Source organism: Pseudomonas sp. (assembly GCF_050739775.1).
Lineage (GTDB): Bacteria > Pseudomonadota > Gammaproteobacteria > Pseudomonadales > Pseudomonadaceae > Aquipseudomonas.
This window is the reverse complement of sequence record NZ_JBOICA010000015.1, coordinates 62,029-87,849: the sequence shown is the minus strand read 5'-3', so window position 1 is coordinate 87,849 and position 25,821 is coordinate 62,029. Positions and strand designations below refer to the sequence as shown.

The 25,821-nt window shown below is 61.9% G+C and carries 27 protein-coding genes; 4 read left to right on the top strand and 23 right to left on the bottom strand.

The annotated features are described in order from the left end of the window. Positions 1 to 227 precede the first annotated feature (227 nt). On the top strand, positions 228 to 1,238 hold the full coding sequence (locus ACRESH_RS10230) for a sensor histidine kinase (protein WP_431741873.1): 1,011 nt from the start codon (positions 228 to 230) through the stop codon (positions 1,236 to 1,238). Beyond that, entirely contained in the window at positions 1,235 to 1,861 is a 627-nt protein-coding gene (locus ACRESH_RS10225) for a response regulator transcription factor (protein ID WP_431741872.1), read from the top strand. The genes ACRESH_RS10230 and ACRESH_RS10225 overlap by 4 nt, the downstream gene beginning before the upstream one ends. 19 nt (positions 1,862 to 1,880) lie before the next feature. On the opposite strand, the gene ACRESH_RS10220 is transcribed toward ACRESH_RS10225, so the two are convergent. The 12 genes from ACRESH_RS10220 to ACRESH_RS10165 all read right to left on the bottom strand — a co-directional run bounded on the left by ACRESH_RS10220 (position 1,881) and on the right by ACRESH_RS10165 (position 11,654). Next, on the bottom strand, positions 1,881 to 2,663 hold the full coding sequence (locus ACRESH_RS10220) for a TatD family hydrolase (RefSeq protein WP_431741871.1): 783 nt from the start codon (positions 2,661 to 2,663) through the stop codon (positions 1,881 to 1,883). Between the two features lie 43 nt (positions 2,664 to 2,706). Beyond that, entirely contained in the window at positions 2,707 to 3,693 is a 987-nt protein-coding gene (locus ACRESH_RS10215) for a DNA polymerase III subunit delta' (RefSeq protein WP_431741870.1), read from the bottom strand. Next, positions 3,686 to 4,318, bottom strand: coding sequence for a dTMP kinase (tmk, locus tag ACRESH_RS10210; RefSeq protein ID WP_431741869.1), 633 nt, complete (start codon positions 4,316 to 4,318; stop codon positions 3,686 to 3,688). The genes ACRESH_RS10215 and tmk overlap by 8 nt, the downstream gene beginning before the upstream one ends. Before the next feature lie 19 nt (positions 4,319 to 4,337). After that, positions 4,338 to 5,492 carry an endolytic transglycosylase MltG gene (gene mltG, locus ACRESH_RS10205; RefSeq protein ID WP_431741868.1) on the bottom strand — a complete coding sequence of 385 codons (1,155 nt, stop codon included), beginning with the start codon at positions 5,490 to 5,492 and terminating at the stop codon, positions 4,338 to 4,340. Positions 5,493 to 5,495: 3 nt separating this feature from the next. Next, positions 5,496 to 6,311, bottom strand: coding sequence for an aminodeoxychorismate lyase (pabC, locus tag ACRESH_RS10200; RefSeq protein ID WP_431741867.1), 816 nt, complete (start codon positions 6,309 to 6,311; stop codon positions 5,496 to 5,498). Further along, complete coding sequence (gene fabF / locus ACRESH_RS10195) at positions 6,311 to 7,555, bottom strand: beta-ketoacyl-ACP synthase II (protein WP_431741866.1); 1,245 nt, start codon at positions 7,553 to 7,555, stop codon at positions 6,311 to 6,313. The genes pabC and fabF overlap by 1 nt, the downstream gene beginning before the upstream one ends. Positions 7,556 to 7,659: 104 nt before the next feature. Next, complete coding sequence (gene acpP, locus ACRESH_RS10190; RefSeq protein ID WP_122783953.1) at positions 7,660 to 7,896, bottom strand: acyl carrier protein; 237 nt, start codon at positions 7,894 to 7,896, stop codon at positions 7,660 to 7,662. Positions 7,897 to 8,091: 195 nt separating this feature from the next. After that, positions 8,092 to 8,832 carry a 3-oxoacyl-ACP reductase FabG gene (gene fabG, locus ACRESH_RS10185; protein WP_431741865.1) on the bottom strand — a complete coding sequence of 247 codons (741 nt, stop codon included), beginning with the start codon at positions 8,830 to 8,832 and terminating at the stop codon, positions 8,092 to 8,094. 16 nt (positions 8,833 to 8,848) lie between these two features. Then, entirely contained in the window at positions 8,849 to 9,787 is a 939-nt protein-coding gene (gene fabD, locus ACRESH_RS10180; protein WP_431741864.1) for an ACP S-malonyltransferase, read from the bottom strand. Between the two features lie 129 nt (positions 9,788 to 9,916). Continuing rightward, entirely contained in the window at positions 9,917 to 10,927 is a 1,011-nt protein-coding gene (plsX, locus tag ACRESH_RS10175; protein ID WP_431741863.1) for a phosphate acyltransferase PlsX, read from the bottom strand. Positions 10,928 to 10,930: 3 nt separating this feature from the next. Further along, the gene (gene rpmF, locus ACRESH_RS10170; protein ID WP_010223221.1) at positions 10,931 to 11,113 is read right to left on the bottom strand and encodes a 50S ribosomal protein L32; all 183 of its coding nucleotides are present in this window, start codon (positions 11,111 to 11,113) and stop codon (positions 10,931 to 10,933) included. 13 nt (positions 11,114 to 11,126) lie between these two features. After that, a complete protein-coding gene (locus ACRESH_RS10165; protein ID WP_010223220.1) occupies positions 11,127 to 11,654 on the bottom strand; it encodes a YceD family protein in 528 nt (175 codons plus the stop codon). Positions 11,655 to 11,749: 95 nt separating this feature from the next. On the opposite strand from ACRESH_RS10165, the gene ACRESH_RS10160 reads away from it, so the two are divergent. Continuing rightward, on the top strand, positions 11,750 to 12,334 hold the full coding sequence (locus ACRESH_RS10160) for a Maf family protein (protein WP_431741862.1): 585 nt from the start codon (positions 11,750 to 11,752) through the stop codon (positions 12,332 to 12,334). Between the two features lie 60 nt (positions 12,335 to 12,394). On the opposite strand, the gene ACRESH_RS10155 is transcribed toward ACRESH_RS10160, so the two are convergent. Genes ACRESH_RS10155 through rluC form a run of 3 tightly spaced genes read right to left on the bottom strand, consistent with a single transcriptional unit; the run spans position 12,395 to position 15,008 of the window. Then, positions 12,395 to 13,378, bottom strand: coding sequence for a S49 family peptidase (locus tag ACRESH_RS10155; protein WP_431741861.1), 984 nt, complete (start codon positions 13,376 to 13,378; stop codon positions 12,395 to 12,397). A gap of 6 nt (positions 13,379 to 13,384) precedes the next feature. Continuing rightward, entirely contained in the window at positions 13,385 to 14,062 is a 678-nt protein-coding gene (locus ACRESH_RS10150; RefSeq protein ID WP_431741860.1) for an HAD family hydrolase, read from the bottom strand. Then, on the bottom strand, positions 14,052 to 15,008 hold the full coding sequence (rluC, locus tag ACRESH_RS10145) for a 23S rRNA pseudouridine(955/2504/2580) synthase RluC (protein ID WP_431741859.1): 957 nt from the start codon (positions 15,006 to 15,008) through the stop codon (positions 14,052 to 14,054). Before rluC ends, ACRESH_RS10150 begins: the two co-directional genes overlap by 11 nt. 745 nt (positions 15,009 to 15,753) lie before the next feature. Between rluC and rne the strand changes: the two genes are divergently transcribed. Then, positions 15,754 to 18,834: a ribonuclease E gene (gene rne / locus ACRESH_RS10140; RefSeq protein WP_431741858.1), complete on the top strand. Its 3,081-nt coding sequence runs from the start codon at positions 15,754 to 15,756 to the stop codon at positions 18,832 to 18,834. A 90-nt stretch (positions 18,835 to 18,924) separates the two neighbouring features. Here rne and murB read toward each other — a convergent pair whose 3' ends face one another. The 8 genes from murB to ACRESH_RS10100 form a co-directional block, all read right to left on the bottom strand. Further along, positions 18,925 to 19,944 (bottom strand): UDP-N-acetylmuramate dehydrogenase, encoded by a 1,020-nt coding sequence (gene murB / locus ACRESH_RS10135; protein ID WP_431741857.1) that lies wholly within the window; start codon positions 19,942 to 19,944, stop codon positions 18,925 to 18,927. Beyond that, positions 19,941 to 20,405 carry a low molecular weight protein-tyrosine-phosphatase gene (locus ACRESH_RS10130; RefSeq protein ID WP_431741856.1) on the bottom strand — a complete coding sequence of 155 codons (465 nt, stop codon included), beginning with the start codon at positions 20,403 to 20,405 and terminating at the stop codon, positions 19,941 to 19,943. Before ACRESH_RS10130 ends, murB begins: the two co-directional genes overlap by 4 nt. Further along, entirely contained in the window at positions 20,405 to 21,169 is a 765-nt protein-coding gene (gene kdsB, locus ACRESH_RS10125) for a 3-deoxy-manno-octulosonate cytidylyltransferase (protein WP_431741855.1), read from the bottom strand. Before kdsB ends, ACRESH_RS10130 begins: the two co-directional genes overlap by 1 nt. Then, the gene (locus ACRESH_RS10120; RefSeq protein WP_003247142.1) at positions 21,166 to 21,351 is read right to left on the bottom strand and encodes a Trm112 family protein; all 186 of its coding nucleotides are present in this window, start codon (positions 21,349 to 21,351) and stop codon (positions 21,166 to 21,168) included. The genes kdsB and ACRESH_RS10120 overlap by 4 nt, the downstream gene beginning before the upstream one ends. Positions 21,352 to 21,389: 38 nt before the next feature. Continuing rightward, positions 21,390 to 22,400, bottom strand: coding sequence for a tetraacyldisaccharide 4'-kinase (gene lpxK / locus ACRESH_RS10115; protein ID WP_431741854.1), 1,011 nt, complete (start codon positions 22,398 to 22,400; stop codon positions 21,390 to 21,392). Continuing rightward, a complete protein-coding gene (locus ACRESH_RS10110; protein ID WP_431741853.1) occupies positions 22,400 to 22,831 on the bottom strand; it encodes an ExbD/TolR family protein in 432 nt (143 codons plus the stop codon). Before ACRESH_RS10110 ends, lpxK begins: the two co-directional genes overlap by 1 nt. Beyond that, positions 22,828 to 23,463, bottom strand: a complete 636-nt coding sequence (locus tag ACRESH_RS10105) for a MotA/TolQ/ExbB proton channel family protein (RefSeq protein ID WP_431741889.1) — start codon at positions 23,461 to 23,463, stop codon at positions 22,828 to 22,830. The genes ACRESH_RS10110 and ACRESH_RS10105 overlap by 4 nt, the downstream gene beginning before the upstream one ends. Positions 23,464 to 23,533: 70 nt before the next feature. Then, positions 23,534 to 25,756 (bottom strand): DNA internalization-related competence protein ComEC/Rec2, encoded by a 2,223-nt coding sequence (locus ACRESH_RS10100; RefSeq protein WP_431741852.1) that lies wholly within the window; start codon positions 25,754 to 25,756, stop codon positions 23,534 to 23,536. Positions 25,757 to 25,821 lie beyond the last annotated feature (65 nt).

Here is a 25,821-nt window from a genome sequence, read left to right as displayed (position 1 = left end):
CGGCTCGCCCCAGGTCAAGCCCAACCCTTGAAGCACCCTGTGGCCAACCTCACCCAATCCTGCTGTGGTACGCTTTTCAGCCCCGCGCCACGGCGCAGGCTGGAGAGTGTGGACAGGGGCGGCCTGCGCAACGCCGCACAGCAACAAGCACAGGAGCCAAGCAGGTGATAAAAGCGCCCCCCTTGCAAACGCCCTCGACGCCTTACCGAGTGACACGATTCGTGCTCATGGCGATGGTGATGGCGGCGATCTTCATAATCGACAGCGCGACCAGCTACGAGGTCGCGGCGTCGGTGTTCTATACCGTGGTGATCCTCACTGCGGCGCGCATCCTCAGCCGACGCGCATTGATGGTCTTGGCCGGCATTTGTGTCACGATCACGCTGCTCAGCTTTTCCATCACGACACAGGGGGACTACCGCGCAGGCCTGATCAACATGACCATCAGTGTCATCGCGATCCTGATCACCGCCTACCTGGTACTGAAGATGGAAGCCGCGCGCGCTGCCGCCCACGATGCGCAAGCGCGCCTGCTGCGCATTGCCCGGGTGAAAAGCCTGGAGGGCCTGACCACGTCTATTGCCCACGAGCTCAATCAACCGCTAGCGGCCATCGTCACCAGCGGTAATGCCTGCCAGCGTTGGTTGGCACAGGACCCGGCGAACCTGGACAAGGCTCGCCAGGCGCTGGAGCGCATCCTGGCCGACGCAAACCGCGCCAGCGATATTATCGCCCGGGTGCGCAGCCTGACCAAGGGCGAGCCATCACAGAGGGTCGCCTTCGCGTTCAATGACGCGGCCCAGGAGATCATAGCGCTGTCGCAGCAGGAAATGGCGCGGGCCAGCATTGTGTTAACCGTCGATCTGAGCCCCGATCTGCCCTTGGCGCTGGCCGATCGCGTGCAGGTGCAGCAGGTGATGGGCAACCTGATATTGAACGCCATCGAGGCCAGCGTAGCGGTACCGGTATCCAGGCGCGCCATCCGGATCACCTCGGCACGCCAGGACGCTATGATCGTGTTCAGCGTTTGCGACGCAGGTGTCGGGCTGGCAGCCGGTGTCCATGAACACCTGTTCGAGGCCTTCTGGACGACCAAGGCCCAGGGCATTGGCGTGGGCCTGAGCATCAGCCGCGCGATCATCGAGGCCAATGGCGGCGATATCTGCGCGCAATCGAATGAAAATGGCGGTGCGTTGTTCCGCTTCAGCCTACCCACCACGGATAAGGAACAGGCATGACACCCCTCTCCCCTGCAATTGCACAGCCAGTCGTTTATATCATCGACGACGACAGCTCCATGCGCGCCGCCCTGGAGGACCTGCTTGCCTCCGTGGGGCTGACAACACGGGCGTTCGCCTCTACCCGGGCGTTTCTCGCCGAGCCGGTCATGGATGCCCCCGGCTGCCTGGTGCTGGATGTGCGCATGCCCGAGCAAAGTGGCATGGACTTTCATCGCCAAATGCAAGAACTGGGCTTGCAGTTGCCGGTGGTCTTCATCACCGGGCATGGCGACATCGCCATGGGTGTCACGGCGATCAAGCGTGGTGCCATCGAGTTCCTGACCAAACCGTTCCGCGATCAGGACCTGCTTGACGCCATCCAGCAGGGCCTCGAGCAGGACCGCGAGCGCCGCCAGCGCGATGCCGCCAGCGCCGAATTGCACGAGCGCTGGATGTTGTTGAGCGAGGGCGAGCGCAACGTGGCGCGCCTGGTCGTGCAAGGCCTGCTGAACAAGCAGATCGCCGCCCAGCTCAATCTGAGTGAAATCGCCGTGAAAGTTCGCCGAGCCAATGCGATGCGCAAGATGCAGGTGAAATCCTTGGCAGACCTGGTCAGGATCACCGAGAAACTGGAAAACTGATCAAGACATCCGGCCGGTCTCAGCTCACCCGAGCCAACGGAAACAGGCGTTTGAAGTTCGCAGTGGTCTGTTCGGCCAGTTGCTCATAGGTTTCGCCCCGCACCATCGCGACGAATTCCGCCACTTCCCGCACATACTGCGGCAGGTTCGCCTTGCCGCGGTAGGGAATCGGCGCCAGGTAGGGCGAGTCGGTTTCGACCAGCAGGCGATCGGCCGGCACTTGCCGGGCGACGTCGCGCAAGGCATCGGCATTGCGGAAGGTGACGATTCCGGACAACGAGATGTAGTAACCCAAGTCCAGTGCCGCCTTGGCCATGCCCCAGTCTTCGGTAAAGCAATGCAGTACACCCGCCTGGCTCAGGTCTGCTTCGCGCAGCAGGGTCAGGGTGTCGGCACGCGCTGCACGGGTATGAATGATGACCGGCTTACCAGTAACTTGCGCCGCCTGCAGGTGCAGGCGGAAGGAGTCCTGCTGCACCTCGGCCGCTTCTGGCTCGTAATGGTAGTCCAGCCCGGTTTCGCCGATGGCCACCACATGCGGGTGCTCCAGCTCCTTGAGCAGCCACGCAAGCGGCGGCGCGCCGTCGGGCGTCAGGTCCAGTGGGTGGATACCCACCGAACAGTCGACGTCGCGGTAACGCTCGCTCAGGTCCTTGACCGCCTTGGCGTTATCGGCACTGACGCCGATGCACAGGAAGTGGCCAACGCCTCGAGCGCGGGCAGCATCCAGGGCCGCATCCAGAGAGCCCTGGTGAGCGGTGAGGTCGAGACGGTCGAGGTGGCAATGGGAATCTACAAGCATGGGCACATGACAACGCTGAAAGGAAATAAAGGGACAGCCCGGCTCAACGCTGGCCGGGCAACATTGCCCAGGAGGCCAGCAGCGCTTCGAGCAACAGCACACGATTGAGATTGGCCTTGGCCAGGATCTTCTGGCGCTGGGCGAGGATCCAGTCCTGAATCTCCAGGACCTTGCCCTGGCCGCTCTTCTGCGCCAGGTACTGCACAACCTTGCGCATATCGCTCAAGCCTAAACCTTCCTCGTCCTCGGTCAACTGATAACGCAGGACCAGATTGGACCAGTCACAGAACCAGTCGAACAACTGCAGCAAGGGAATCGCATTCCAGGCTTCGGCCAGCTGACTCGGGGACTGCTGCTGCTTGAGCAGCTTTTTCACCCCGTCGACCACCAGCGCCCGCTGCTCGCGCGCACCCTGAGCCTGCAGGCTGACAGCAACCAGCGGCGAGCCTGCCGCCAGGCTGAGCAGCTCAAGGCGTTCCTGCTCATCGCACTCAGGCAACGCCCCGCTCAACCAGGCCAGGCTTTGCGTGGTATCGGGTAAAGGACACGCTTGCTGTACGCAACGACTCTTGATGGTCGGCAACAACCGGCTCGGCTGGTGGCTGACCAGCAGCAACACAGTATTGCCGGAAGGCTCTTCCAGGCTCTTGAGCAAGGCGTTGGCAGCATTGATGTTCATGGCCTCGGCCGGTTCGATCAACACCACCTTGCGCCCGCCCAGCTGTGCGGTCTGGACCACGAAGGACACCAGGTCACGCACCTGGTCTACCTTGATCGGCTTGTCGGCCTCCTCTGGCTCCAACACGTAGTTGTCCGGGTGACTGCCGGCCGCCAGCAACAGGCACGATTTGCATTGCCCACAGGCTTGCAAATTGGCCGGGCGCTGGCACAGCAGCAAGGCCATCAGCCGCTCGACCAGGGCGCGCTTGCCAATGCCTTGTGGCCCATGCAGCAGGTAGGCATGGGCATGCTGGGTGCGCCCGGCCAGTTGCTGCCACAAGTCCTGCTGCCAGGGAAAGGCCTCAGCCACGGCAACGCTCCAGGATCTGCGGCAGCAAGGCGTCCAGCGATTGCTGCACCTGGGCCAGCGATTGCGCAGCGTCGATCAGCTTGTACTGCTGCGGCGCAGCCTTGGCGCGCGCCAGGTAGGCCTGACGTACGGCCTCGAAAAAGGCCTGGCCTTCCTGCTCGAAGCGGTCCAGACGGCCACGGGCCGCAGCCCGGGACAGGCCGATTTCCACCGGTAGGTCGAAGACCAGGGTCAGGTCCGGACGCAGGTCGCCCTGGACGAAATTCTCCAGGGTGGCGATGCGCTCCAGCGACAGGCCACGGCCACCGCCTTGATAGGCGTAGGTAGCATCGGTGAAACGGTCGCAGAGCACCACCGCACCATGGGCCAGGGCCGGGCGAATCACTTCGGCCAGGTGCTGGGCACGGGCGGCGAACACCAGCAACAGCTCGGTATCGGCATCCATTTTTTCGTCGCTGGGGGCCAGCAACAGTTCGCGGATCCGCTCAGCCAGCGGCGTGCCGCCTGGCTCACGGGTCAGCACCACATCCACACCCTGGGCACGCAGGTGCTCGGCAAGGTACTCGCGGTTGGTGCTCTTACCCGCGCCTTCGGGACCTTCCAGGGTGATAAACAAGCCGCTCACAGGCAGTCCTTATAGTTGGTCATTGCGCAGAGGCTTCACTGGCCGGCGCCGAGGCTTCAGGCACAGGCTCAGGACTCACCTCAGTGGATTCCGGGGTCTGCGGCTCGGCTGCAGGCTCGGCTTCAAGCTCAAGTTCGGTCACAGGTGCCGGGCTCGAACGGTAGTCGGCACGGCGCTTGATCTGGTACTCGCGGACCGCCGAATTGTGCGCATCCAGGTCGTCAGAGAAGATATGGCTACCATCGCCACGGGCGACGAAGTACAGGCTGCTGCCCGGTGTCGGATTCAATGCGGCATGGATGGCTTCACGGCCCACCATGGCAATCGGCGTCGGCGGCAGGCCAGCATTGGTATAGGTGTTGTAGGGCGTCGGCTCGCGCAGGTCGGCGCGGGTGATCTTGCCGTTGTAACGCTCACCCATACCGTAGATCACCGTCGGGTCGGTCTGCAGCAACATGCCGATGCGCATGCGGCGCACGAACACCCCGGCAATCTGGCCGCGCTCCTGGGGCACACCGGTCTCCTTCTCCACCAGCGAAGCCATGATCAGCGCCTGGTACGGATCACGATACGGCAGGTCGCTCGGACGCTCGGCCCACTCCTTGGCCAGCACCTCGTCCAGGCGCGCATAGGCTTGCTGGAGGAACTCTACGTCAGTCATGCCGCGCACGAAACGATAGGTATCGGGGAAGAAACGCCCTTCAGGGAACACACCGGGGTGACCGAGCTTGTCCATCACCTCGACATCACTGAGGCCATCGATTGTCTGCTTGATCTTTTCGTGCTTGGCCAATGCCGAGCGCACTTGACGGAAATTCCAGCCTTCGACCAGGGTCAGGCTGTACTGCACGACATCGCCCCGACGCCAGACCTCGAATAGGTCGCGCACGGTCATGCCTGGGATCATGCGGTACTCGCCGGTATGCAACGGCACGCCCGCCATGTTGAAGCGCCAGTACAGGCGCAGCCAGAAGGCATCATCCAGCAGTCCTTGGCTCTCCATACGGTAGAACATGCGATTAGGGTTGGTACCAGTGGGCACGTCGAGCAGTTGCTCCTGGTTAACGTGCAGGGTCTGCTCAAGCGCCGAATTCACTTTCCAGGCTGAAAAACCCAACATCAGGCCTGCCAGAATCAATCCGGTTTCCAGCAGCACCAAGAATTTACGTCTCACAAATCAGGCATCCAGTAGCGTTCGGGCAATGGCCTGCAGTTTACGGGTGAGTGGACCCGGCGACCAGTTCAGCGCTGCAAATGCACGCACCGGCCAGATACCGTAAACGCTGTTACAGACGAAAACCTCATCAGCCTGCTCCAAGTCCTGCAGGGACAGATCGGTAACACGCAGCGCGATTCCAGCCACTGCAGCCTGCTCGATCAGGGCCGCGCGCATGACCCCGGCCACGCCACAGCGGCTCAGGTCAGCCGTCAGCAGCTCGCCATCACGCACCAGGAACAGGTTACTGAAGACGCCTTCGACGACCCGTCCCGAGGTATCGCGCATCAAGCCTTCGGCATGCTCGGTATCCTGCCATTCGGCACGCGCCAGCACCTGTTCAAGTCGATTGAGGTGTTTGATTCCGGCCAGCAGCGGTTGTTCCGCAAGGCGGGTGGTACAGGCAAACAGACGAACGCCCTGCTCGGCATGCTGTGCAGGATAAGCAGGCAAGGGACTGCCCTGAAGGATACGTCGTGGTACCACGCCAGCGCCAGGCGCATAGCCGCGCTGACTGTCACCACGGACGAGAATCAGTTTGAGTACGCCGTCACCCAGCAAGCTGGCATAACGGCATAGCTCGTCACGAATCAGGCCGTGATCGGCGCTGATCGCCAGGCGCTGGCAACCCAGCGCCAGGCGCTCGAGATGATACTCGAGCAACGATGGCCGACCGGCCCTGACAGCAATAGTCTCGAACAGACCATCGCCGTAGGCCAGCGCGCGGCTTTGCAGGTTGACTGCATCTGCCGCCTGGCCATCGATCCAGCTGTGCATCAGCCGGCGAACCGGCGGAACACCAGCGAGCCGTTGGTACCGCCAAAACCGAAGGAGTTGGACAGCACGATATCGATCGGCATGTTGCGCGCCTCATGCGGCACGAAGTCCAGATCGCAGCCCTGGTCCGGCTCATCGAGGTTGATGGTCGGTGGTGCCACCTGACTGTTGATCGACAGCACGCTGAAAATCGCTTCCACTGCACCGGCAGCGCCCAGCAGGTGACCGGTCATCGACTTTGTCGAGCTGACCGCCAGCTTGTAGGCATGCTCACCAAATACCGACTTGATCGCCGAGGCTTCCGCCAGGTCACCGGCCGGGGTCGAGGTGCCATGGGCGTTGATGTAGTTCACCTGGTCAGCGTTCAGGGCGGCATCGCGCAAGGCGTTGACCATGCAGCGCGCCGCGCCGCTGCCGTTTTCTGGCGGCGAAGTCATGTGGTAGGCGTCGCCACTCATGCCAAAACCCACCAGCTCGGCATAGATGGTCGCACCACGGGCCTTGGCGTGTTCGAGCTCTTCAAGCACCAACGCACCGGCACCGTCGGCCAGGACGAAACCGTCACGGCCCTTGTCCCACGGACGGCTGGCACGGGTCGGGTCGTCATTGCGGGTCGACAGCGCCCGCGAGGCACCGAAGCCGCCCATACCCAGGCCGCAGGCCGCCATTTCCGCCCCGCCGGCAATCATCACATCAGCTTCACCGAAGGCAATGTTGCGCGCAGCCATGCCGATACAGTGGGTACCGGTGGTGCAGGCGGTGGCAATGGCGTAGTTAGGTCCCTGTACACCCAGGTGGATCGACAGGAAACCGGAAATCATGTTGATGATCGAACCCGGCACGAAGAACGGCGAAATGCGCCGCGGGCCTTGCTCATGCAAAGTCCGGCTGGTTTCTTCGATATTGGTCAGGCCACCGATACCCGAGCCCATGGCCACGCCAATACGCTCGCGGTTGGCATCGGTCACTTCCAGGCCAGCGTTGCGCACTGCCTGAAAACCGGCTGCCAGGCCGTACTGAATGAACAGATCGAGCTTGCGGGCTTCCTTGACCGACAGGTACTGCTCAACCTCGAAGCCCTTTACCGAGCCGCCAAAACGGGTGGAGTAGGCAGACAGGTCGGTATGTTCAATCAGACCTATGCCACTGCGGCCAGCCAGAATGCCCTGCCAACTGCTCGGCACATCCGTACCCAGTGGCGACAGCATACCCATACCGGTGACCACGACGCGTCTACGCGACACAGCACTCTCCTTATTCAATTGACTACATCTCTTGTAAAGAAAAAACCGCACGCCGGCGAAGGCAGTGCGGTTTTTCCATGACAAGAAGCGACGACTACAACGTCTTAGGCCTGGTGGCTGGTGACGTAGTCGATAGCAGCTTGAACAGTAGTGATCTTCTCGGCTTCTTCGTCAGGGATTTCGGTCTCGAATTCCTCTTCCAGAGCCATCACCAGCTCAACGGTGTCAAGGGAATCGGCACCCAGATCTTCGACGAAGGAAGCAGAGTTCACTACTTCTTCTTCTTTAACGCCCAGTTGCTCGGCGACGATTTTCTTGACGCGTTCTTCGATGGTGCTCATACCTTGTTTTCACTCCTAATGGACATATGTCAGGCGGCTGGCCGGTGTGTAAGTGTATAGAAAGACGTCTGCTTTTCAAGCGCAACACGCCTCGCCAGACCACACCTGCCAACCGACTAGAATCTGGTTGCAGCTTTATAACGGATTTTAGACAGCTCGTATGACATTTTTTTGAAGCAATCCGTCACATTAGATTTACATGTACATGCCGCCGTTGACCGGAATGGTCGCGCCAGTCACATAACCTGCGCCTTCAGAGGCCAGGAAAGCGACCACATTGGCAATTTCCTCAGCCTGGCCCAGACGCCCCAGGGGAATCTGGGTCTGCAGCGCCTCGCGCTGAGCTTCGGGCAATTCGCGGGTCATGTCGGTATCGATGAAGCCCGGGGTCACCGAGTTGACGGTGATCGCACGCGAGCCGACTTCGCGCGCCAGGGCACGGCTGAAGCCTTCCAGACCGGCCTTGGCTGCAGCGTAGTTGACCTGCCCGGCATTACCCATGGCACCCACCACCGAACCGATGCTGATAATACGACCCCAACGCGCCTTGGTCATGCCACGCAGCACGCCCTTGGACAGACGGTAGAGGCTGTTCAGGTTGGTGTCGATGACGTCGAACCACTCGTCGTCCTTCATGCGCATCATCAGGTTGTCACGGGTGATGCCGGCGTTATTGACCAGAATGGTTGGCGCGCCGAACTGCTCCTGGATCTTGGCCAGGGTGGCAGCAACCGACTCGTCGCTGGTCACGTTCAGCTCCAGGCCGGTACCGGTGATGCCGTGCTCCTTGAGGGTCGCGGCGATACGCTCGGCGCCCGAGGCAGAGGTGGCGGTACCGATCACGGTAGCGCCCAGACGGCCCAGCTCCAGGGCGATAGCCTGGCCAATACCACGACTGGCGCCGGTAACCAGGGCAACTTTACCTTGCAGGCTCATGCAAGCTTCTCCTAAATCAGGCCAGCGCCGCACGGGTGGCGGCGACAGCATCCGGGGTGTTGAGGTTATAAGTGGTGACGCCATCGGCGCAACGCTTGTTCAGACCGGCAAGCACTTTGCCCGGGCCGCACTCGACCAGTTGCACCGCGCCATTGGCGGCCAGGGTCTGCACGCACTCGACCCAGCGAACTGGCTTGTACAGCTGCTCGAGCAGGTCGCGCTTGAGGGTGCCCAGGTCAGCTGCCACAGCGGCGCCGACGTTCTGCACTACGGGAATCTGCGGAACCTGCCAGTCGATGGCATTGACCGACTCGGCAAAGCGCTCGGCAGCCGGACGCATCAGCTCGCAGTGCGACGGCACGCTGACCGGCAGCGGCAGCGCGCGCTTGGCGCCGGCAGCCTTGCAGGCTTCCATGGCGCGCTCGACGGCAGCCTTGGCGCCGGCGATCACGACCTGACCTGGCGAGTTGAAGTTCACCGCACTGACCACTTCGCCCTGGGCTGCCTCAGCACAGATACCGACGACGACAGCGTCATCCAGGCCGAGAATCGCCGCCATCGCGCCCTGCCCGGCCGGAACGGCCTCCTGCATGAGTTCGCCACGTCGCTTGACCAGCTTCACGGCGTCACCCAGGCTCAGGCTGCCCGCGGCAACCAGCGCGCTGTACTCGCCCAGGCTATGACCGGAAACGAAAGCCGGGCGCGCACCGCCCTCTGCCAGCCACAGGCGCCATAGGGCGATCGAGGCGGTGAGGATGGCCGGTTGGGTTTTGTCAGTTTGATTGAGTTGCTCTTCCGGACCGTTCTGGGTCAATGCCCAGAGGTCATAGCCCAGAGCCTCGGAGGCCTCGCGGAAGGTATCAATGACCAGCGGATACTGGGCGCCCAGCTCGGCAAGCATGCCGAGGGACTGCGAACCTTGACCGGGAAAGACAAATGCGAGGGATGCAGACATTGAACAAGCCCCTAATGATCTTGTCGGCGGAAATGAAGCGCCCAGCGCCTGGCTGAGCACAAGAAACTGCAGACTTGGATGGTAACGCGGACCAAGCGGTCACATTTAACCACTTCCTGAGGCATATGCCTAAAGCAACAGGTCTTCCAGGCGCCCGTGCAGGCGCTGCGGCAGATTCTCCTGGATTTCGATCAAGGCACGCTGGATAGCACTCTGAAAGCCCTGCACACCGGCAGAACCATGACTCTTGATGACGATACCCTGCAACCCCAGGAAGCTTGCGCCATTATGCCGCGCCGGGGCCAGGTCGGCCTGCAGGCGCTTGAGCAGCGGCATGGCCACGGCACCGGCCAGGCGTGCAGCGAGCCCACCCTTGAACAGGGCCTCGATACGCGAACCGATCATCGTCGCCAGACCTTCGCTGGACTTGAGCAGGATGTTGCCGACGAAGCCGTCGCAGACCACCACATCCGCCTCACCACGGTACAGACCATCGCCTTCGACGAAGCCGATGTAGTTAAGCCCGCGCGCACTCTGCAGCAGATTGGCCGCCAGCTTGACCTGCTGGTTGCCCTTGATGTCTTCGGTACCGACATTGAGCAGCGCTACCCGAGGCCGGGAAACCCCCAGAGCCTGAGCCGCCACGGAGCCCATCACAGCAAACTGGAAGAGGTTTTCCGCGCTGCAGTCGACATTGGCACCCAGGTCGAGCAACTGACAGTAACCGGCCTGAGTGGGAATGGCCGCCACCATGGCTGGGCGGTCGATGCCGGGCAGGGTTTTCAGCACATAGCGCGACAGCGCCATCAGCGCACCGGTATTACCGGCACTCACGCAGGCCTGAACCTTGCCATCACGCAATAATTCCAGGGCCACGCGCATGGACGAATCAGGCTTGCCACGCAACGCCTGGGCCGGCCGCTCATCCATGCCGATCACTTCGCTGGCCGCAACAATCTGCAGGCGCGCGCGATCCGCTGCCGACTGGCCAGCGACAAGATCTTCTAGGAGGGAGGGTTGACCGACAAGGGTCAGGTGCAGCGAGGGGGTAGCCGACAGGCAAGCAATACTCGCCTGAACAATGCTGCGGGGACCGAAGTCCCCGCCCATTGCGTCAATCGCGATGATCTGAGCGGACAAGGATTACTCGTCAGCGCCCTTGTCGATCACTTTACGACCACGGTATACGCCTTCTGGCGATACGTGGTGACGCAGGTGCACTTCACCGGTGGTTTTCTCTACGGACAGAGCGTTTTCCGAGAGGGCGTCGTGCGAACGGCGCATGTCACGGGCAGAGCGGGATTTTTTGTTCTGCTGAACAGCCATAATTGATTAACTCCTAAACGTTTGGGTCACGCTTTAACTGCGCCAATACACTGAACGGGTTGGACCGTGTTACCTCGTCCTTGCTCGGTTCGGGCTCATCGGCGCCCGCCGGCTGCTGGCATTCTTCCGGATGATGAGCAGGCACGATGGGCAAAGCGAGCAGAAGCTCTTCCTCGACCAAGGCCTGCAGATCCAAAGGATCTTCGCCCAGTTCCAGCACGTCATAACCTTTCGGCAACGACTGGGTATTCGCACCCTCCTTCACCACGGCGTAAGTACATTCGCTGTGGATCGGCAGGGTGACCAGCTCAAGACAACGCTGGCAAACCATCTTGACCTCGACGCTCAGGTCGGTGTGGATAACCACAGCCTTCTGCTCGTCTCGCTCAAAATCGAATTTAGCCTGCACCGTACCGACAGTGTCGGAAAGCGGGTCGCAGAGTCTCTCCAAATCGGCGAGCTGCAGTGTTCCTTCGAGGGAAACACCACGATCGGCCAATTTGCGCGGGTCAACGTGAGGTGGAATCGGGTCATTCAACATAGGCGCAGCATTCTAGGGATGACCCCCGCCCCTGTCAAAGGAAATTCGGCTCCGCTCAGCATGTTAGAATCGTTTCACCTGCCCAGGAGTTTACCATGCTGCCTTTATTACTGGCTTCCAGCTCGCCCTACCGGCGTGAATTGCTTGAACGCTTACGCCTGCCCTTCAGCTGGGCCTCCCCGGATATCGACGAACAGCGCCTACCCGAAGAGCCTGCCCTTGAGCTGGTCAAACGCCTGGCCCGAGAGAAAGCCCAGGTCCTGGCAGACAGCCACCCTGGCCACCTGATCATCGGTTCGGACCAGGTCGCGGTGCTCGGCGAGCAGATCCTCGGCAAGCCGCACACCTTCGAACGGGCCTGCGAGCAATTGCTCGCCGCCAGCGGCAACCACGTCACCTTTCTCACCGGCCTTGCCCTACTCAACAGCCAGACCGGCCACTGCCAGGTGGACTGCGTGCCGTTCACGGTCAACATGCGCGAACTGGACCTGGCGCGCATCGAACGCTACCTGCGCACCGAAGAGCCCTACGACTGCGCTGGCAGCTTCAAGGCTGAAGGCCTTGGCGTCAGCCTGTTCCAGAGCACCCACGGGACCGATGCCACCAGCCTGGTCGGCCTGCCATTGATTCGGTTGGTGGATATGCTCCTGGCCGAAGGTGTCAGCCTCCCACAAGGGTAGCCTCGCACCCCAGAAAGCAAAAAGCCGACCCCAGGGGCCGGCTTTCTTTTGTCGGAGCAATCAGCGCAACGACGGCCCTTGAAAGCCCATCCACATCGCCAGTCGCTCGGCAATACTGGTACCCAGGCGCTTAGAGAAGCGATCGAATGGCGACTCTTCGACGGTGAAGTCCACCAACTCCTTTTCGCCAACCACTTCACGCGCCACGTAACCTGCACTCCCAAGGCCATCCACCAAGCCCAACGCCAACGCCTGCTCACCGGACCAGATCAAACCGCTGAACAGCTCAGGGTGCTCTTTGTCCTTGAGGCGCTCGCCACGCCCTTGCTTGACGCTGGTAATGAACTGCTTGTGAGTGGTTTCCAGTACACCCTGCCAGAACGCGGTCTCTTCGGGTTTTTGCGGCTGGAACGGATCGAGGAACGCCTTGTGCTCGCCGGCCGTATAGGTACGGCGCTCGACACCAAGCTTCTCCATGGCACCGACAAAACCGTAACCGGCGGCCGTAACACCGATGGAACCGACCAGACTGGCCTTGTCAGCGTAAATCTGGTCGGCGGCACTGGCGATGTAATAGGCACCGGAGGCGCCCAGATCACTGATCACCGCGTACAACTTGATTTGCGGGTACTCGGCACGCAGACGGCGAATCTCATCGTAGACATAGCCCGACTGCACCGGGCTACCACCCGGACTATTGATACGCAGGACCACCGCTTTGGTTTTCGAATCCTTGAACGCCTCACGCAAGCCACCGACGATGTTATCGGCACTGGCAGGCTCCTGATCAGCAATCATCCCACGCACCTCAACCAGCGCGGTGTGATTGACGCTTCGGGAGGTGGCCTTGTCCATGTTCATCATGGGACTGAACAGCGCGAGAAGGCCAAACAGGTAAGCAAAGGTCAGCAACTTGAAAAAAACACCCCAGCGCCGCGCCCGACGCTGCTCCTGCACACCCGCCAGGAGGGTTTTCTCCAACAACTTCCAGCTTTTCTGCTCTTCGTTGCCTTCGGCGCCAGGCGCCTTCCACTCGTCAGCCATGCTCACCTACCCTGGAATTACTGCGGCAGGCGACTGGCTCAGCCAGGCCTGCAAATGTGAAAAATGCTCGATACAGACCTGCGGCCCGAAAGCACTCAATGCTTGCGGCGACATGGCCCCGTAGCCGACAGCCACCGAGTGCATCCCGGCATTGGTAGCCATCAACAGGTCGAACGACGAATCGCCGACCATCAAGGCACGCCCAGGCTCAACCCCGCAGTGCGCCAGAATCTCTTCAAGCATCTGCGGATGAGGCTTGCCGCGGCTTTCATCGGCAGCCCGGGTGATATCGAAGTAATCCTGCCAGCCATTGGCCCTCAGCACCCGATCCAGACCACGGCGCGCCTTGCCGGTGGCCACCGCCAGACGATAGCCCTGAGCGCGAAAAGCCTCCAGCGACTCCACCACCCCCTCGAACAGGGGCGATGGCTGCTCGTCCAGCGCCATGTACACATCGGCGTAGTGTTGACGGAACACCGCCACCTGCTCGACATCCAGGTGCGGATACAGCGTGGCGATCGCCTCGGACAACGCCAGGCCAATTATACCCTTGACCGCCTCGTCATCGCAGGTAGCGTGACCGGCGCGACCAGCGGCCAGATGCATGGCCTCGACAATGCGCCCGATTGAATCAGCCAGCGTGCCATCCCAATCGAAGATCAGCAGATCGTAATCACGCCGCACTCAAGCGCTCCACGGTTTTGGCCCACATCTCGTCCACTGGCGCCTCAAGCTTGAGCTCGCCACCGTCAGGCAGGGGCACGGTCAGGGCATAGGCATGCAGAAACAGACGCTTGCCGCCCAGGTCACGAATCTCACGGGTGAAATCTTCATCACCGTACTTGCTGTCACCAGCAATGCAGTGCCCGGCATGCAAGGCGTGCACGCGGATCTGATGGGTACGACCGGTGATCGGACGCGCCTCGACGATGGTGGCAAATTCACCAAAGCGGCGCAGCACACGGAAAATGGTCAACGCCTCCTTGCCTTCGTCGTTGACTTCGACCATGCGCTCGCCGGAACGCAGGTTGCTCTTGAGCAAAGGCGCGTTGACCTGCTTCTTGGCGGTCGCCCAGTGGCCACGAACCAGGGCCATGTAGCGTTTGTCGACACCATCCCCGCGCAACGCGGCGTGCAGGTGACGCAACATGCTGCGCTTTTTGGCGATCATCAGCAGGCCGGAAGTATCGCGATCCAGGCGATGGACCAGCTCCAGCTCCTTGGCATCTGGACGCATCTGACGAAAGGCTTCGATCACCCCGAAGTTCAGGCCGCTGCCGCCATGAACGGCAATGCCGGCAGGTTTGTTCAGCACAATCAAGGTCTTGTCTTCATAGACGATGGCGGCCTCCAGGCGTTGAAGCAAACCCTGGGCCACTGGCACAGGCTCATCGCGCTCAGGCAGACGAACGGGCGGCACACGCACGATGTCACCGGCCTGCAACTTGTACTCGGGCTTGATTCGACCCTTGTTCACGCGCACTTCGCCTTTGCGCAAAATGCGGTAAATCAAGGTCTTGGGAACACCCTTGAGCGCAGTGATGAGGAAATTATCGATTCGTTGGCCGGCAAGTTCCGGCGCGACCTCGATCAGCTGGACGCCGGAGGTCGGAGGGGCATTAGTCGTCATTTATCAATCATAACAATTTTTTATGGATTTGAAGCACTTAATGATTGCTGCTATAGTCGCGAACGCCGCCAAAAGCGGCTGGCCAGCGGACTCACGGCTTCTAGCCGGCCCTGACCGACGCAAAATCTCGAGGACGCGAGGCCGTCCGACGGGGCTTTTGCCAGTTTACAGAATTGCCTGGAATCGCCACCAGCGCCGTGCAGAGAAGACCGATAAAAACGACAAGAGCGGTGTTTTGCCCTCCCCCGATGTTTTTTTCGCTGCCACTCTGTCAGTGCCGTCAATTTCACGCAGTCATGGCGAAGGCTTCGGAAATACCAGCCTTGGACATAAAGGCGCGGGCTCCCGTATTGGAGCTGGCGATAAATGCAACCCGTTGCGGATTCAGCGCGCGGCAGCACCCGAATTATCAGGGATACGTGTAGGGTGGAGATGCACAACCGTCGGACCGTGTAGTACTGCGTTCAGTCCACAGGCCTTTTGGCCAGGCGACCGGACCCGGTCTTGATCAAGATGCCCCTGGGCGTCCACGGCCGAAGGCTGATTCCTCCTCCTGACTGAGTGCATTTGACACCACAGCAAGCAGGACGCGTCGTCGCGACTTCGGCAGTACTGGGTTACCAGTCTGGCTCGACAGTCGCTGGACACAGGGGTGGCCTGCCACCCCTTGCGCACCTGACACCGACCGTGAGAAGTCGTGTGTGCCGAACGCCGTTTCCGGCAGCCCGGAAACCGACGGTATTACATGAAAAGAATGCTGATTAACGCAACTCAACCCGAAGAGTTGCGTGTAGCGCTGGTAGACGGCCAACGTCTCTACGACCTGGACATCGAGTCCGGTGCGCGCGAGCAGAAGAAGGCCAACATCTACAAAGGCCGGATCACCCGGATCGAACCTAGCCTGGAAGCCGCTTTCGTCGACTTCGGCTCCGAACGCCATGGCTTTCTGCCGCTGAAAGAAATCTCCCGCGAATACTTCAAGAAGTCCCCGGAAGGCCGGGTGAACATCAAGGAAGTGCTCAGCGAAGGCCAGGAAGTCATCGTCCAGGTCGAGAAAGAAGAGCGCGGCAACAAGGGCGCAGCCCTGACCACCTTCATCAGCCTGGCCGGCCGCTACCTGGTGCTGATGCCGAACAACCCGCGTGCCGGTGGCATCTCCCGCCGCATCGAAGGCGAAGAGCGCAATGAACTGCGCGAAGCCCTGAACGGCCTGGTCGCCCCTGCTGACATGGGCCTGATCGTGCGTACTGCCGGCCTCGGCCGCAGCAGCGAAGAAATGCAATGGGACCTGGACTACCTGCTGCAGCTCTGGACCGCAATCAAGGAAGCCTCCCTGGACCGCGCCGCGCCATTCCTGATCTACCAGGAAAGCAACGTCATCATCCGCGCCATTCGCGATTACCTGCGCCAGGACATCGGCGAAGTGCTGATCGACAGCATCGATGCCCAGGAAGAAGCCCTGACCTTCATCCGCCAGGTGATGCCGCAGTACGCCAGCAAGATCAAGCTGTATGAAGACAGCGTTCCGCTGTTCAATCGTTTCCAGATCGAAAGCCAGATCGAAACCGCCTTCCAGCGCGTGGTCGACCTGCCGTCCGGCGGTTCGATCGTCATCGATCCGACCGAAGCCCTGGTGTCCATCGACATCAACTCGGCGCGCGCCACCAAAGGCAGCGACATCGAGGAAACCGCCCTGCAGACCAACCTGGAAGCGGCTGAAGAAATCGCCCGCCAGCTGCGCCTGCGTGACATCGGCGGCCTGATCGTCATCGACTTCATCGACATGACCCCGGCCAAGAACCAGCGCGCTGTCGAGGAGAAGGTACGTGAGTGCCTGGAAGCCGACCGCGCCCGCGTACAGGTTGGCCGCATCTCGCGCTTCGGCCTGCTGGAAATGTCCCGTCAGCGCCTGCGCCCTTCCCTGGGCGAAAGCAGTGGCATCGTTTGCCCTCGCTGCAGCGGCACCGGCATCATCCGTGACGTCGAATCCCTGTCGCTGGCGATCCTGCGCCTGATCGAAGAAGAAGCACTGAAAGACCGCACCGCTGAAGTTCGTGCACAAGTGCCGATTCCGGTTGCAGCTTTCCTGCTCAATGAAAAACGCAACTCGATCACCAAGATCGAACTGCGCACCCGGGCGCGTATCGTCATCCTGCCGAACGACCACCTGGAAACCCCGCATTTCGAAGTCCAGCGTCTGCGCGACGACAGCCCGGAAGCTCAGAGCAGTCAGTCCAGCTACGAAATCGCCGCTGCCGAGACTGAAGAAGTCCAGCCGACTGCCGCCACCCGCACCCTGGTTCGCCAGGAAGCCGCGGTCAAGACCGCACCGTCCCGCGCCAACGCACCGGTTCCGACTGCCCCGGAACAACCCGCCGCGCCAGTACACGTCGCGCCAGAGCCAAGCCTGTTCAAAGGCCTGGTGAAATCGCTGGTCAGCCTGTTCGCCGGCAAGGATGAACCTGCCGCCGCCCCAGTGGTTGCCGAAAAGCCTGCCACCGAGCGTCCGCAACGCAACGAGGAGCGTCGTACCGGTCGCCAGCAGAGCCGCAACCGCAACGGCCGTCGCGATGAAGATCGCAAGCCTCGCGAAGAGCGCGCCCCGCGTGAAGAGCGTCAACCACGCGAAGCCCGTGAAGAAACCCAGGCCCGCGAAGAGCGCGCCCCACGTCAGCCACGTGAAGAGCGCCAACCTCGCGCACCACGCGAAGAGCGCCGCTCCCGCGAAGACCGTCCGGTCCGCGAACTGCGCGAGCCACTGGATGCTGCCACCCCGGCCGTGCGTGAAGAGCGTCCTGAGCGCGCCCCGCGTGAAGAACGTCAGCCTCGCGAAGAACGTGCACCGCGTGAAGAGCGCAGCCCACGCGAAGAACGTGCACCTCGTGAAGAGCGTCAGCCACGCCCGCCACGCGAAGAGCGTCAGCCTCGCCCAGCCGAACAGACTGCTGAAGTGGCTGAAGAGCAACTGCCGAACGAAGAGCTGCTGCAGGACGACGGCCAGGAAGGCATCGAAGGCGAACGCCCACGTCGTCGCTCCCGCGGCCAGCGTCGTCGCAGCAACCGTCGTGAGCGTCAGCGCGATGCCAACGGCAACATCGTTGAAGGCTCCGAAGACGGCGCCGAAGAAGGCAACGAGCCGTCGGCTGCCGAACTGGCCGCAGGCCTGGCCGTCACCGCAGCTGTTGCGACCAGCAACATCAGCGCTGAAGCCGAAGCCCAAGCCAACGTTCAAGCTCAACGCGCTACCGCTGCCGTTGAAGAGGCTGCCCCTGTCGCTGCCCAAGCAACTGTTGAGGTTGTCGCCGTAGAGACCGTTGAAGCAACCGAGCCGACTCCGGTCGAACCAGTTGTGATTGAAGCGCAACAGCCTGTCGTTGCTGAAGAAGTGGCAATCGCCCCGGTGGTTGAGCAGCCGCTCAGCCACCCCGTGGCCGCGGCTGAGCCGAGCATCGAGCCTGTAGTCGAAGCCGCCCCTCAGCCAGTCGTAGAAGCACCGGTTGAAGTGACTGTCGTCGCCGAGCCAGCTGTTGAAACACCACGCGAGCCCGAAGTTGTTCAGGCCCCTGTGGTTGAAGTCGAAGCAGTCCGGCCGGTTGCTGCCGAACCAGCGCCAGTAGTCGCAGAACAAGCGCCTGCTGCCGAGCCAGCTGTGGTCGAAACCCCGGTGGTAATACTGCCGAGCGGTCGCGCACCAAACGACCCACGTGAAGTGCGCCGCCGCAAGCGTGAAGCCGAAGCTGCAGCCGCTGCTGCTGCCCAAGCCGAACCCGTGGAGCAACAACCGCAAGCCCAGGAAACAGCAGAAGAGCACAAGCCGCTCGTCTGATCATCCAGGCAGTAAAAAGCCCCGCCAGGTAACTGGCGGGGCTTTTTTATGACCTGCGGGTGGGAGCTACAACAGCCGCTCCCACAGTGTTCAGTACAGATTCGGCTCCATCTCAAGCGTAACGCCGAAGCGCTCGAGAATGTCAGCCTGGATTTTCTGCGCCAGCTGATACAGCTGCATGCCACTGGCCTGGCCATAGTTGACCAGCACCAACGACTGCAAACGGTGCACCCCGGCGTCGCCTTCACGGTGCCCCTTCCAACCCGCCTGCTCGATCAGCCAGCCTGCTGCCAGCTTAATCTGCCCGTCAGCCTGTGGATAAGCCACCAAGCCTGGGTACTGCACACGGATCTTGTCGGCCAGCACAGCCGCGACCACCGGGTTTTTGAAGAAGCTCCCGGCGTTACCCAGCTCGACCGGATCTGGCAGCTTCTCCCGGCGAATGCTGCATATCGCATCGCTGACATTCTGCGCCGTCGGCTGACTAATGCTCTGCTCGCTCAAACGTTGACGCACTGGCCCGTAGTCCAGATGTGCTTGCATGACGCGACTCAAGGCAAAGCGTACACGCAGGATCACCCAGCGCCCCGGATGGCGCTTGAACAGGCTGTCACGGTAAGCGAAAGCGCATTCTTCCAGACTGAAATCACGCAGCTCGCCAGTCTGGCGATCCAGCGCGGTGAGTCCGGCAAACACGTCCTTGATCTCAACACCATAAGCGCCAATGTTCTGCATCGGTGCGGCGCCGACCGTACCCGGGATCAAGCTGAGGTTTTCCAGCCCGGCCAGGCCCTGGGCCAGACTCCACTGGACGAACGGATGCCAGGGCTCACCGGCCTCGGCCTCGACCACCACATGCTCACCGTCGTCAGAGAGGATACGCAGGCCACGGCTGGCCATGCGCAGCACCAGCGCCTGGATATCGGCGGTCAGCAGCAAGTTGCTGCCCCCCCCGAGCACCAACACTGGCACACCCTGCTCACTCGCCTGGGCCAGAGCCCGGCGCACTTCGTCGTCATTATGAGCCTCGGTGAAATAACAGGCCTTCACATCAATGCCAAAGGTGTTGTACGGCTTGAGCGATACCTGCTCCTGCCACTGCCCGCTCATAGACGTCCCTTGAGTTCGATGACCAATCGGCTACAGGCGATCTCGATCAGGTCCAAGACCTGCTCAAATCCCTGTTCGCCACCGTAGTAAGGATCCGGTACCTCATCCAGCGCACCCTCATAGCGGCGCAGGAACAGGTCCAGCTCGGCGCTCGCCCCGGCAGGCTGCAGCGCCTGCAAATGGCCAAGGTTACTCGTGTCCATAGCCAGGATCAGGTCGTATTCATTGAAGTGAATGGCCTTGACCTGTTGCGCACGCTGCTGCGACAGGTCATAACCGCGCGTCCGGGCTGCACGACAAGTGCGGCTGTCAGGCGGCTTGCCGACATGCCAGTTCCCGGTCCCAGCCGAAGCCACTTCGATCAGCTCGCCGAGCCCTTCGGCCTGCAACTGATGACGCAACACGCCTTCGGCGGTCGGTGAACGACAGATATTGCCCAGACAGACGAACAGAACCCGCATCAGGCCTCCAGCAAGCGCCGCACGCGCTCCAGGTCTTCAGGCGTATCGACACCCACCGGTGGCGCTTCGATAGCATCAGCGACGTGAATACGCACGCCATGCCAGAGGGCCCGCAGTTGCTCCAACGACTCAGTCTTCTCCAACCAGCATGGGCCCCAGCCAACGAAATCCTGCAGGAAACCCGCGCGGTAGGCGTACATGCCGATGTGCCGACGATATGGCACGCCTTCCGGCAATTGCTCGCGGCTCTGGGCGAAGGCATCCCGTGCCCAGGGCAGTGGCGCCCGGCTAAACGTCAGGGCCAGGCCATTGCAGTCGCTGATCACCTTGACCGCATTGGGATTGAACAGTGCTTCAACCTCGCTGATCGGCTCGGCCAGGGTGGCGATACCGGCTTCAGGATGGGCTGCCAGGTTGGCGGCGACCTGATCGATGATCACCGGTGGAATCAGCGGTTCGTCGCCCTGGACGTTGACCACGATAGCATCGGCGGCCAGGCCCAGCTTGCTAGCCACTTCAGCCAGACGGTCGGTGCCGGAGTCATGATCTTCGCGGGTCATCAACACTTCAGCGCCGAACGCCTCGCAAGCCTTGAAGATGCCCGCGTCATCAGTGGCAATTACCACGCGACTGGCACCGCTTTTGCGCGCTTGCTCCCAGACATGCTGGATCATCGGCTTGCCGGCAATCAGCAGCAGCGGCTTGCCTGGCAAGCGGGTGGAGCGCAGGCGCGCCGGAATCACCACGGTAAAAGCCAGGCTCATTTGTCCAGACGCTCGTCATCGGTCAGGGTACGAGCTTCACTTTCGAGCATCACCGGGATGCCATCGCGGATCGGATAGGCCAGACCTGCGCCCTTGCTGATCAGCTCGGTCTTGTCGGCGCTGAGTTTGAGCGGGCCTTTGGTGATCGGGCAGGCGAGGATATCGAGCAGTTTGGTGTCCATGGAAATTCCTCAGGCCAGTGGCCGGAATAAGAAACGAATCAGGAATGCCGCGACTCGGGCAGCAAGCGTTCGAGCTGTGCATCGAACCAAACCCGGAAGGCCGGCGAAGGCACAGCGTCGACCGCAAGGTACCACCAGTCGTCAGCAGCGAAGGCGCGGCATTTGACCGCGTCCTTCTCAGTCATGATCAGCGGTAGCGCAGGAGTGAAACTCAGGGCCTGGACGCTGTATTCGGCATGATCGGCAAATGGGTGTGGCACAGGCCGCCAGTTTAGCCCCTGCAGGGTATTGAAGAAACGCTGCGGATTACCAATACCGGCTACCGCGTGCACAGCCTGGCCAGCGGGGAAATACTCAAGCCCCTGGCGCTCACCGCTGCGCAGGTTGACCAGCGCGGTGGGCTGCAGAGCAAAGGCAAAACCGTCTTCACGGTCCGCCATTGCGCCGTTGTAGAGCACGGCGTCAACCTCCTGCAGGCGCTCCACCGGCTCACGCAGCGGCCCGGCGGGCAAGCAGCGGCGATTACCCAGACCGCGGGCGGCATCGATCAGCACCAGCTCCAGATCGCGGGCCAGGCGGTAATGCTGCATACCGTCATCGCACAGGATAAGGTCCAGTGACTCGCTAGCCAGCAACGCCTGCACGGCGCGCGAACGATCCGGGTCAATCATCAGCGGCACGCCGCTGCGCTGGACGATCAGCAAGGGTTCGTCACCCGCTTCGGCTGCGCTCTGCTCGGCGCGCACCCGCCAGGGTAGCTGCGGCGGCTTGGCGCCATAGCCACGACTGACCACACCGACGCGCAGACCTTGCTGGCGGCAATGCTCGATCAGCCACAGAATCATGGGAGTCTTGCCCGTGCCGCCGATGGTGATATTGCCCACCACGATGACCGGTACCGGCGCACGGTAGCTAGCACTCTCCCCGGCCAGAAAACGCGCCCGCTTGCGCAGCACCACCCGACGATACAACGACTCCAGCGGACGTAGCAGGACAAGGGCCGGATGCCCGGCGTACCAGGCATTGAGCAAACGATCGGCAAACGCCATCAGGGTGTCCCCTGGGCAGCCTCGACCGTGGTCATGCGCAACTGGCTGAAACCGAGCTTGCCGGCCGCATCCATGGCAGTGACCACCGCCTGGTGCGGCGTCTTGCCGTCGGCGCTGATCGACAACGGCAGTTTGCTGTCACCGGCAGACTCTTTCTGCAGGGCTTCGGTCAGCGTCGCCAGATCGCTCTTGGGCAACAGGTTGTTGTTCACCGAATAGACGCCATCGGCGCTGATGGTGATGTCCAGTTGCTTGAGCTCGTTGTCGGGCGCGGGCGCACCACTGACAGACTCCGGCAGTTCAACCCGCAGTTGGGTTTCACGGGTAAACGTGGTGGTCACCACGAAGAACAGCAACAGGATGAACACCACGTCGATCAGTGACGCCAGGTTGATATCCACGGTCTCCCGTGGCTTGCGCCGGAATCTCACGCCTTGCCCTCGGCCAGGTCGACGTCACGGTCGCCCTGCACCACTTCGACCAGCTTGATTGCCTCCTGCTCCATGCCAACCACCAGTTCGTCGATACGGCGTTGCAGGAAACGGTGAAAAAACACCGCCGGAATGCCGACCATCAGGCCGGCTGCGGTGGTGATCAACGCCTTGGAGATACCGCCAGCCAATACCGCGGCGTTGGTGGTCATGCCGGTACCCATGAACGCGCTGAAAATATCGATCATGCCCAGCACGGTGCCGAGCAAACCAAGCAACGGCGCCATGGCGGCAATGGTGCCCAAGGCATTGATGTAGCGCTCCAGCTCGTGGATGACCCGGGCGGCGGCCTCTTCGATGCACTCCTTCATGATCTCGCGACCATGGCGGGAGTTCGCCAGGCCTGCTGCCAGGATCTCGCCCAGCGGCGAATCGGCGCGTAGGGCCTTGAGCTTGTCACTGGTCAGCTGCTTGTCCTTGATCCACATCCATACCTGCCCCAGCAGATGTGGCGGGGTGACACGGCTGGCACGCAGGGTCCACAGACGCTCCGCGACGATAGCCATGGCGGCGATGGAACTCAGAATGATCGGCAGCATCATCCAACCACCGGACTTGACCAATTCCCACACAGTTAGCATCCCCTTGAAAAAGTCCGCCACTCTACCATAGGACCCTTGGACGCTCATCTGCCGAAGGTCGTCAGCCTGGGTCGCGCCAAAAGCGTCGCTGGCTACGCAGTCCCAGCGGCTCGCCGAAAGCCCCCAGGCGCAGGTGCAGGGCACCGTGCACGGCGCTGTCGAACACTTCGATGCCATTTGTCCGGTAGCGTTCCATGACTTCGGCATGGGGGTGACCGAAGGCGTTGTAACGACCTCTGGAAATCCATACCCCGCGCGGCGCCGTAGTAGCCAGCAAGGCCTGGCTGGATGAGGTGCGACTGCCATGGTGCGGGGCTTGCAGCCAGTCGAGCCGGGTGACCTGCCAGTCACCGAGCCAGGCCCGCTCGCCAGGGGCGTCGAGGTCGCCAGTGAGCAACAGACGCTCGCCACCCGCCTCGACCAGCAACACACAGGAGTCCTGATTGCTGTCGCGGGCGCCTTGCCATTGCCAGACAGAAAAGCTCACGCCGTCCCACTGCCAGCGCTCACCGCTGACACAGGACTGTGCCTGCAAGGCTGGCGGAAGCTTCGCCGCTTCGCCGCTGCGCACCTTGTGCACCTGCAAGCCGCGTTTGAGCGCTAGCGCGCCGCCAGCATGGTCAGCATCAGCGTGGCTGAGCAGCATCAGGTCGACCTCCTTGACGCCCAACTTGCGCAAGGTCGGCAACACGATCCGCTCCCCCAGGTCATGGTCGCCCAGCGCGGGCCCGGCGTCATACAGCATCGCGTGCTGACGGGTACGCAGCACGAACGCCAAACCCTGGCCAACATCCAGTTGCCAGACTTCCACCTGGCCATGTGGTATCCGTTCTCGAGGCGCAAATGCCGCCAACAGCAACAACGGCCAACCCAGCACACGCATTGGCAGGCCAGGGGGCAACAACAGCAGCACGGTCCCCAGCCATAACAATACCCAGAGTGGCCATGGCAACGGCTCCGGTATCCACGCTGGCTGCCATTCGGCCAGGCGCCCCAGCAGGCGAAACAGCCCGTCAAGCAGCCCACCCGCCAACCAGATCAACCCCTGCCCCACAAAGGGCACGGGCAGCAGCAAGGTGCCCAGCAACGCCAACGGCAGCACCGCCAGGCTGACCCAGGGTACGGCGAAAAGATTGGCCAACGGCGCACTGAGACTGACCGGCAGGCCCAGCGCCATCAGCACCGGCAACAATCCCAAGGCTATCAACCACTGCGCTCGTCCCCACACTATCCAGGGGCTCCAGGCACCCAACCGGCCACTGAAGGCAAAGACCAGCACTGCAACTGCAACGAAAGACAACCAGAACCCCGGCAGTAGGCTGGCCAGCGGCTCCCACAGCAGCACAGCATTGAGCGCCAGCAACAACGGCAACCCCACCCCCAGGTGGCGATAACGCAGACGCCAGAGCAGCACCACCGCCAGCATCATGCAGGCACGCTGTACTGGCACCTGGAAACCGGCCAGCAAGCCGTAACCCAGCGCCGCCGCAAAGGCCGACCCACAGGCCCAAGGCAACCAAGGTAAGGCCTGTGGCCATGCGCCAAGCCGCGCGAGGCCGGCAATCAGCCCATAGACCAGCCCGGCCAACAACCCGATATGCTGCCCGGAGATCACCAGAAGGTGCACGGTGCCAGTCGCCTGCAGCGCTTGCCAACTGTCCCGGGCCAGGCCCGCGCCATCCCCCAGCACCAGAGCGACCAGCTCCGCCTCGCGCCCCTGAGCATCCACATTCAATAAACGCTGGCGAATTCCATCGCGCCACGCTCCCTCGGCGGGCGCCAGGCGCTCTCCTGCCTTGACGTTACCGGTGGCACCAATACGCCGGGCCAGCAAGGCTGCCTCGCGATCCGGACCATGAGGGTTGAGTAAACCATGGGGACGCTTGAGGGTGACCGCCAGCCGCCAGCGCTCGCCACTGCTGACCTCGGGCCCGCCAAACCAGCTCAGTTGCAGGCGCTGTGGCAGCTGTGCACGGCGTGACTGGGCGGCGTCGAGTTCAAATCGCAGCGATCGACCGTTTTGCGCGGGCAAGCCGACCACCCTACCCTCCAGCCACAAGGTGCGGCCATCGAGCGCTGGCGCCAGGCGATCATCCAGCGCCTGTTGTGCCGACAGGCAGGCCCAGCACAGCCCCAGCAGAAAAAGACCGAACGGCCGAGCTCGCCAAGGCAGGCAACTCAGTCCGATCAGGGCCATCAAGAGCACGATCCCGACCGATGGCAAAACCGGTAAGATACGCAGGCACAGCAGGCCCAGTGCCAGCGCTAACATCCCTGTGCGCATGGTTTACAGCTCCAGAAGAAATCCACCCTCTGAGGCTTAGATCAATGAGAGCAACAGCTCACTCA

Coding starts and splice junctions, on each gene's coding strand:
- ACRESH_RS10230 (WP_431741873.1), top strand. CDS start 228: ATGGCGATGGTGATGGCGGCGATCTTCATAATCGACAGCGCGACCAGC.
- ACRESH_RS10225 (WP_431741872.1), top strand. CDS start 1,235: ATGACACCCCTCTCCCCTGCAATTGCACAGCCAGTCGTTTATATCATC.
- ACRESH_RS10220 (WP_431741871.1), bottom strand. CDS start 2,663: ATGCTTGTAGATTCCCATTGCCACCTCGACCGTCTCGACCTCACCGCT.
- pabC (WP_431741867.1), bottom strand. CDS start 6,311: ATGCACAGCTGGATCGATGGCCAGGCGGCAGATGCAGTCAACCTGCAA.
- acpP (WP_122783953.1), bottom strand. CDS start 7,896: ATGAGCACCATCGAAGAACGCGTCAAGAAAATCGTCGCCGAGCAACTG.
- fabG (WP_431741865.1), bottom strand. CDS start 8,832: ATGAGCCTGCAAGGTAAAGTTGCCCTGGTTACCGGCGCCAGTCGTGGT.
- fabD (WP_431741864.1), bottom strand. CDS start 9,787: ATGTCTGCATCCCTCGCATTTGTCTTTCCCGGTCAAGGTTCGCAGTCC.
- rpmF (WP_010223221.1), bottom strand. CDS start 11,113: ATGGCTGTTCAGCAGAACAAAAAATCCCGCTCTGCCCGTGACATGCGC.
- ACRESH_RS10165 (WP_010223220.1), bottom strand. CDS start 11,654: ATGTTGAATGACCCGATTCCACCTCACGTTGACCCGCGCAAATTGGCC.
- ACRESH_RS10160 (WP_431741862.1), top strand. CDS start 11,750: ATGCTGCCTTTATTACTGGCTTCCAGCTCGCCCTACCGGCGTGAATTG.
- ACRESH_RS10155 (WP_431741861.1), bottom strand. CDS start 13,378: ATGGCTGACGAGTGGAAGGCGCCTGGCGCCGAAGGCAACGAAGAGCAG.
- rluC (WP_431741859.1), bottom strand. CDS start 15,008: ATGACGACTAATGCCCCTCCGACCTCCGGCGTCCAGCTGATCGAGGTC.
- rne (WP_431741858.1), top strand. CDS start 15,754: ATGAAAAGAATGCTGATTAACGCAACTCAACCCGAAGAGTTGCGTGTA.
- murB (WP_431741857.1), bottom strand. CDS start 19,944: ATGAGCGGGCAGTGGCAGGAGCAGGTATCGCTCAAGCCGTACAACACC.
- ACRESH_RS10130 (WP_431741856.1), bottom strand. CDS start 20,405: ATGCGGGTTCTGTTCGTCTGTCTGGGCAATATCTGTCGTTCACCGACC.
- kdsB (WP_431741855.1), bottom strand. CDS start 21,169: ATGAGCCTGGCTTTTACCGTGGTGATTCCGGCGCGCCTGCGCTCCACC.
- ACRESH_RS10120 (WP_003247142.1), bottom strand. CDS start 21,351: ATGGACACCAAACTGCTCGATATCCTCGCCTGCCCGATCACCAAAGGC.
- lpxK (WP_431741854.1), bottom strand. CDS start 22,400: ATGGCGTTTGCCGATCGTTTGCTCAATGCCTGGTACGCCGGGCATCCG.
- ACRESH_RS10100 (WP_431741852.1), bottom strand. CDS start 25,756: ATGCGCACAGGGATGTTAGCGCTGGCACTGGGCCTGCTGTGCCTGCGT.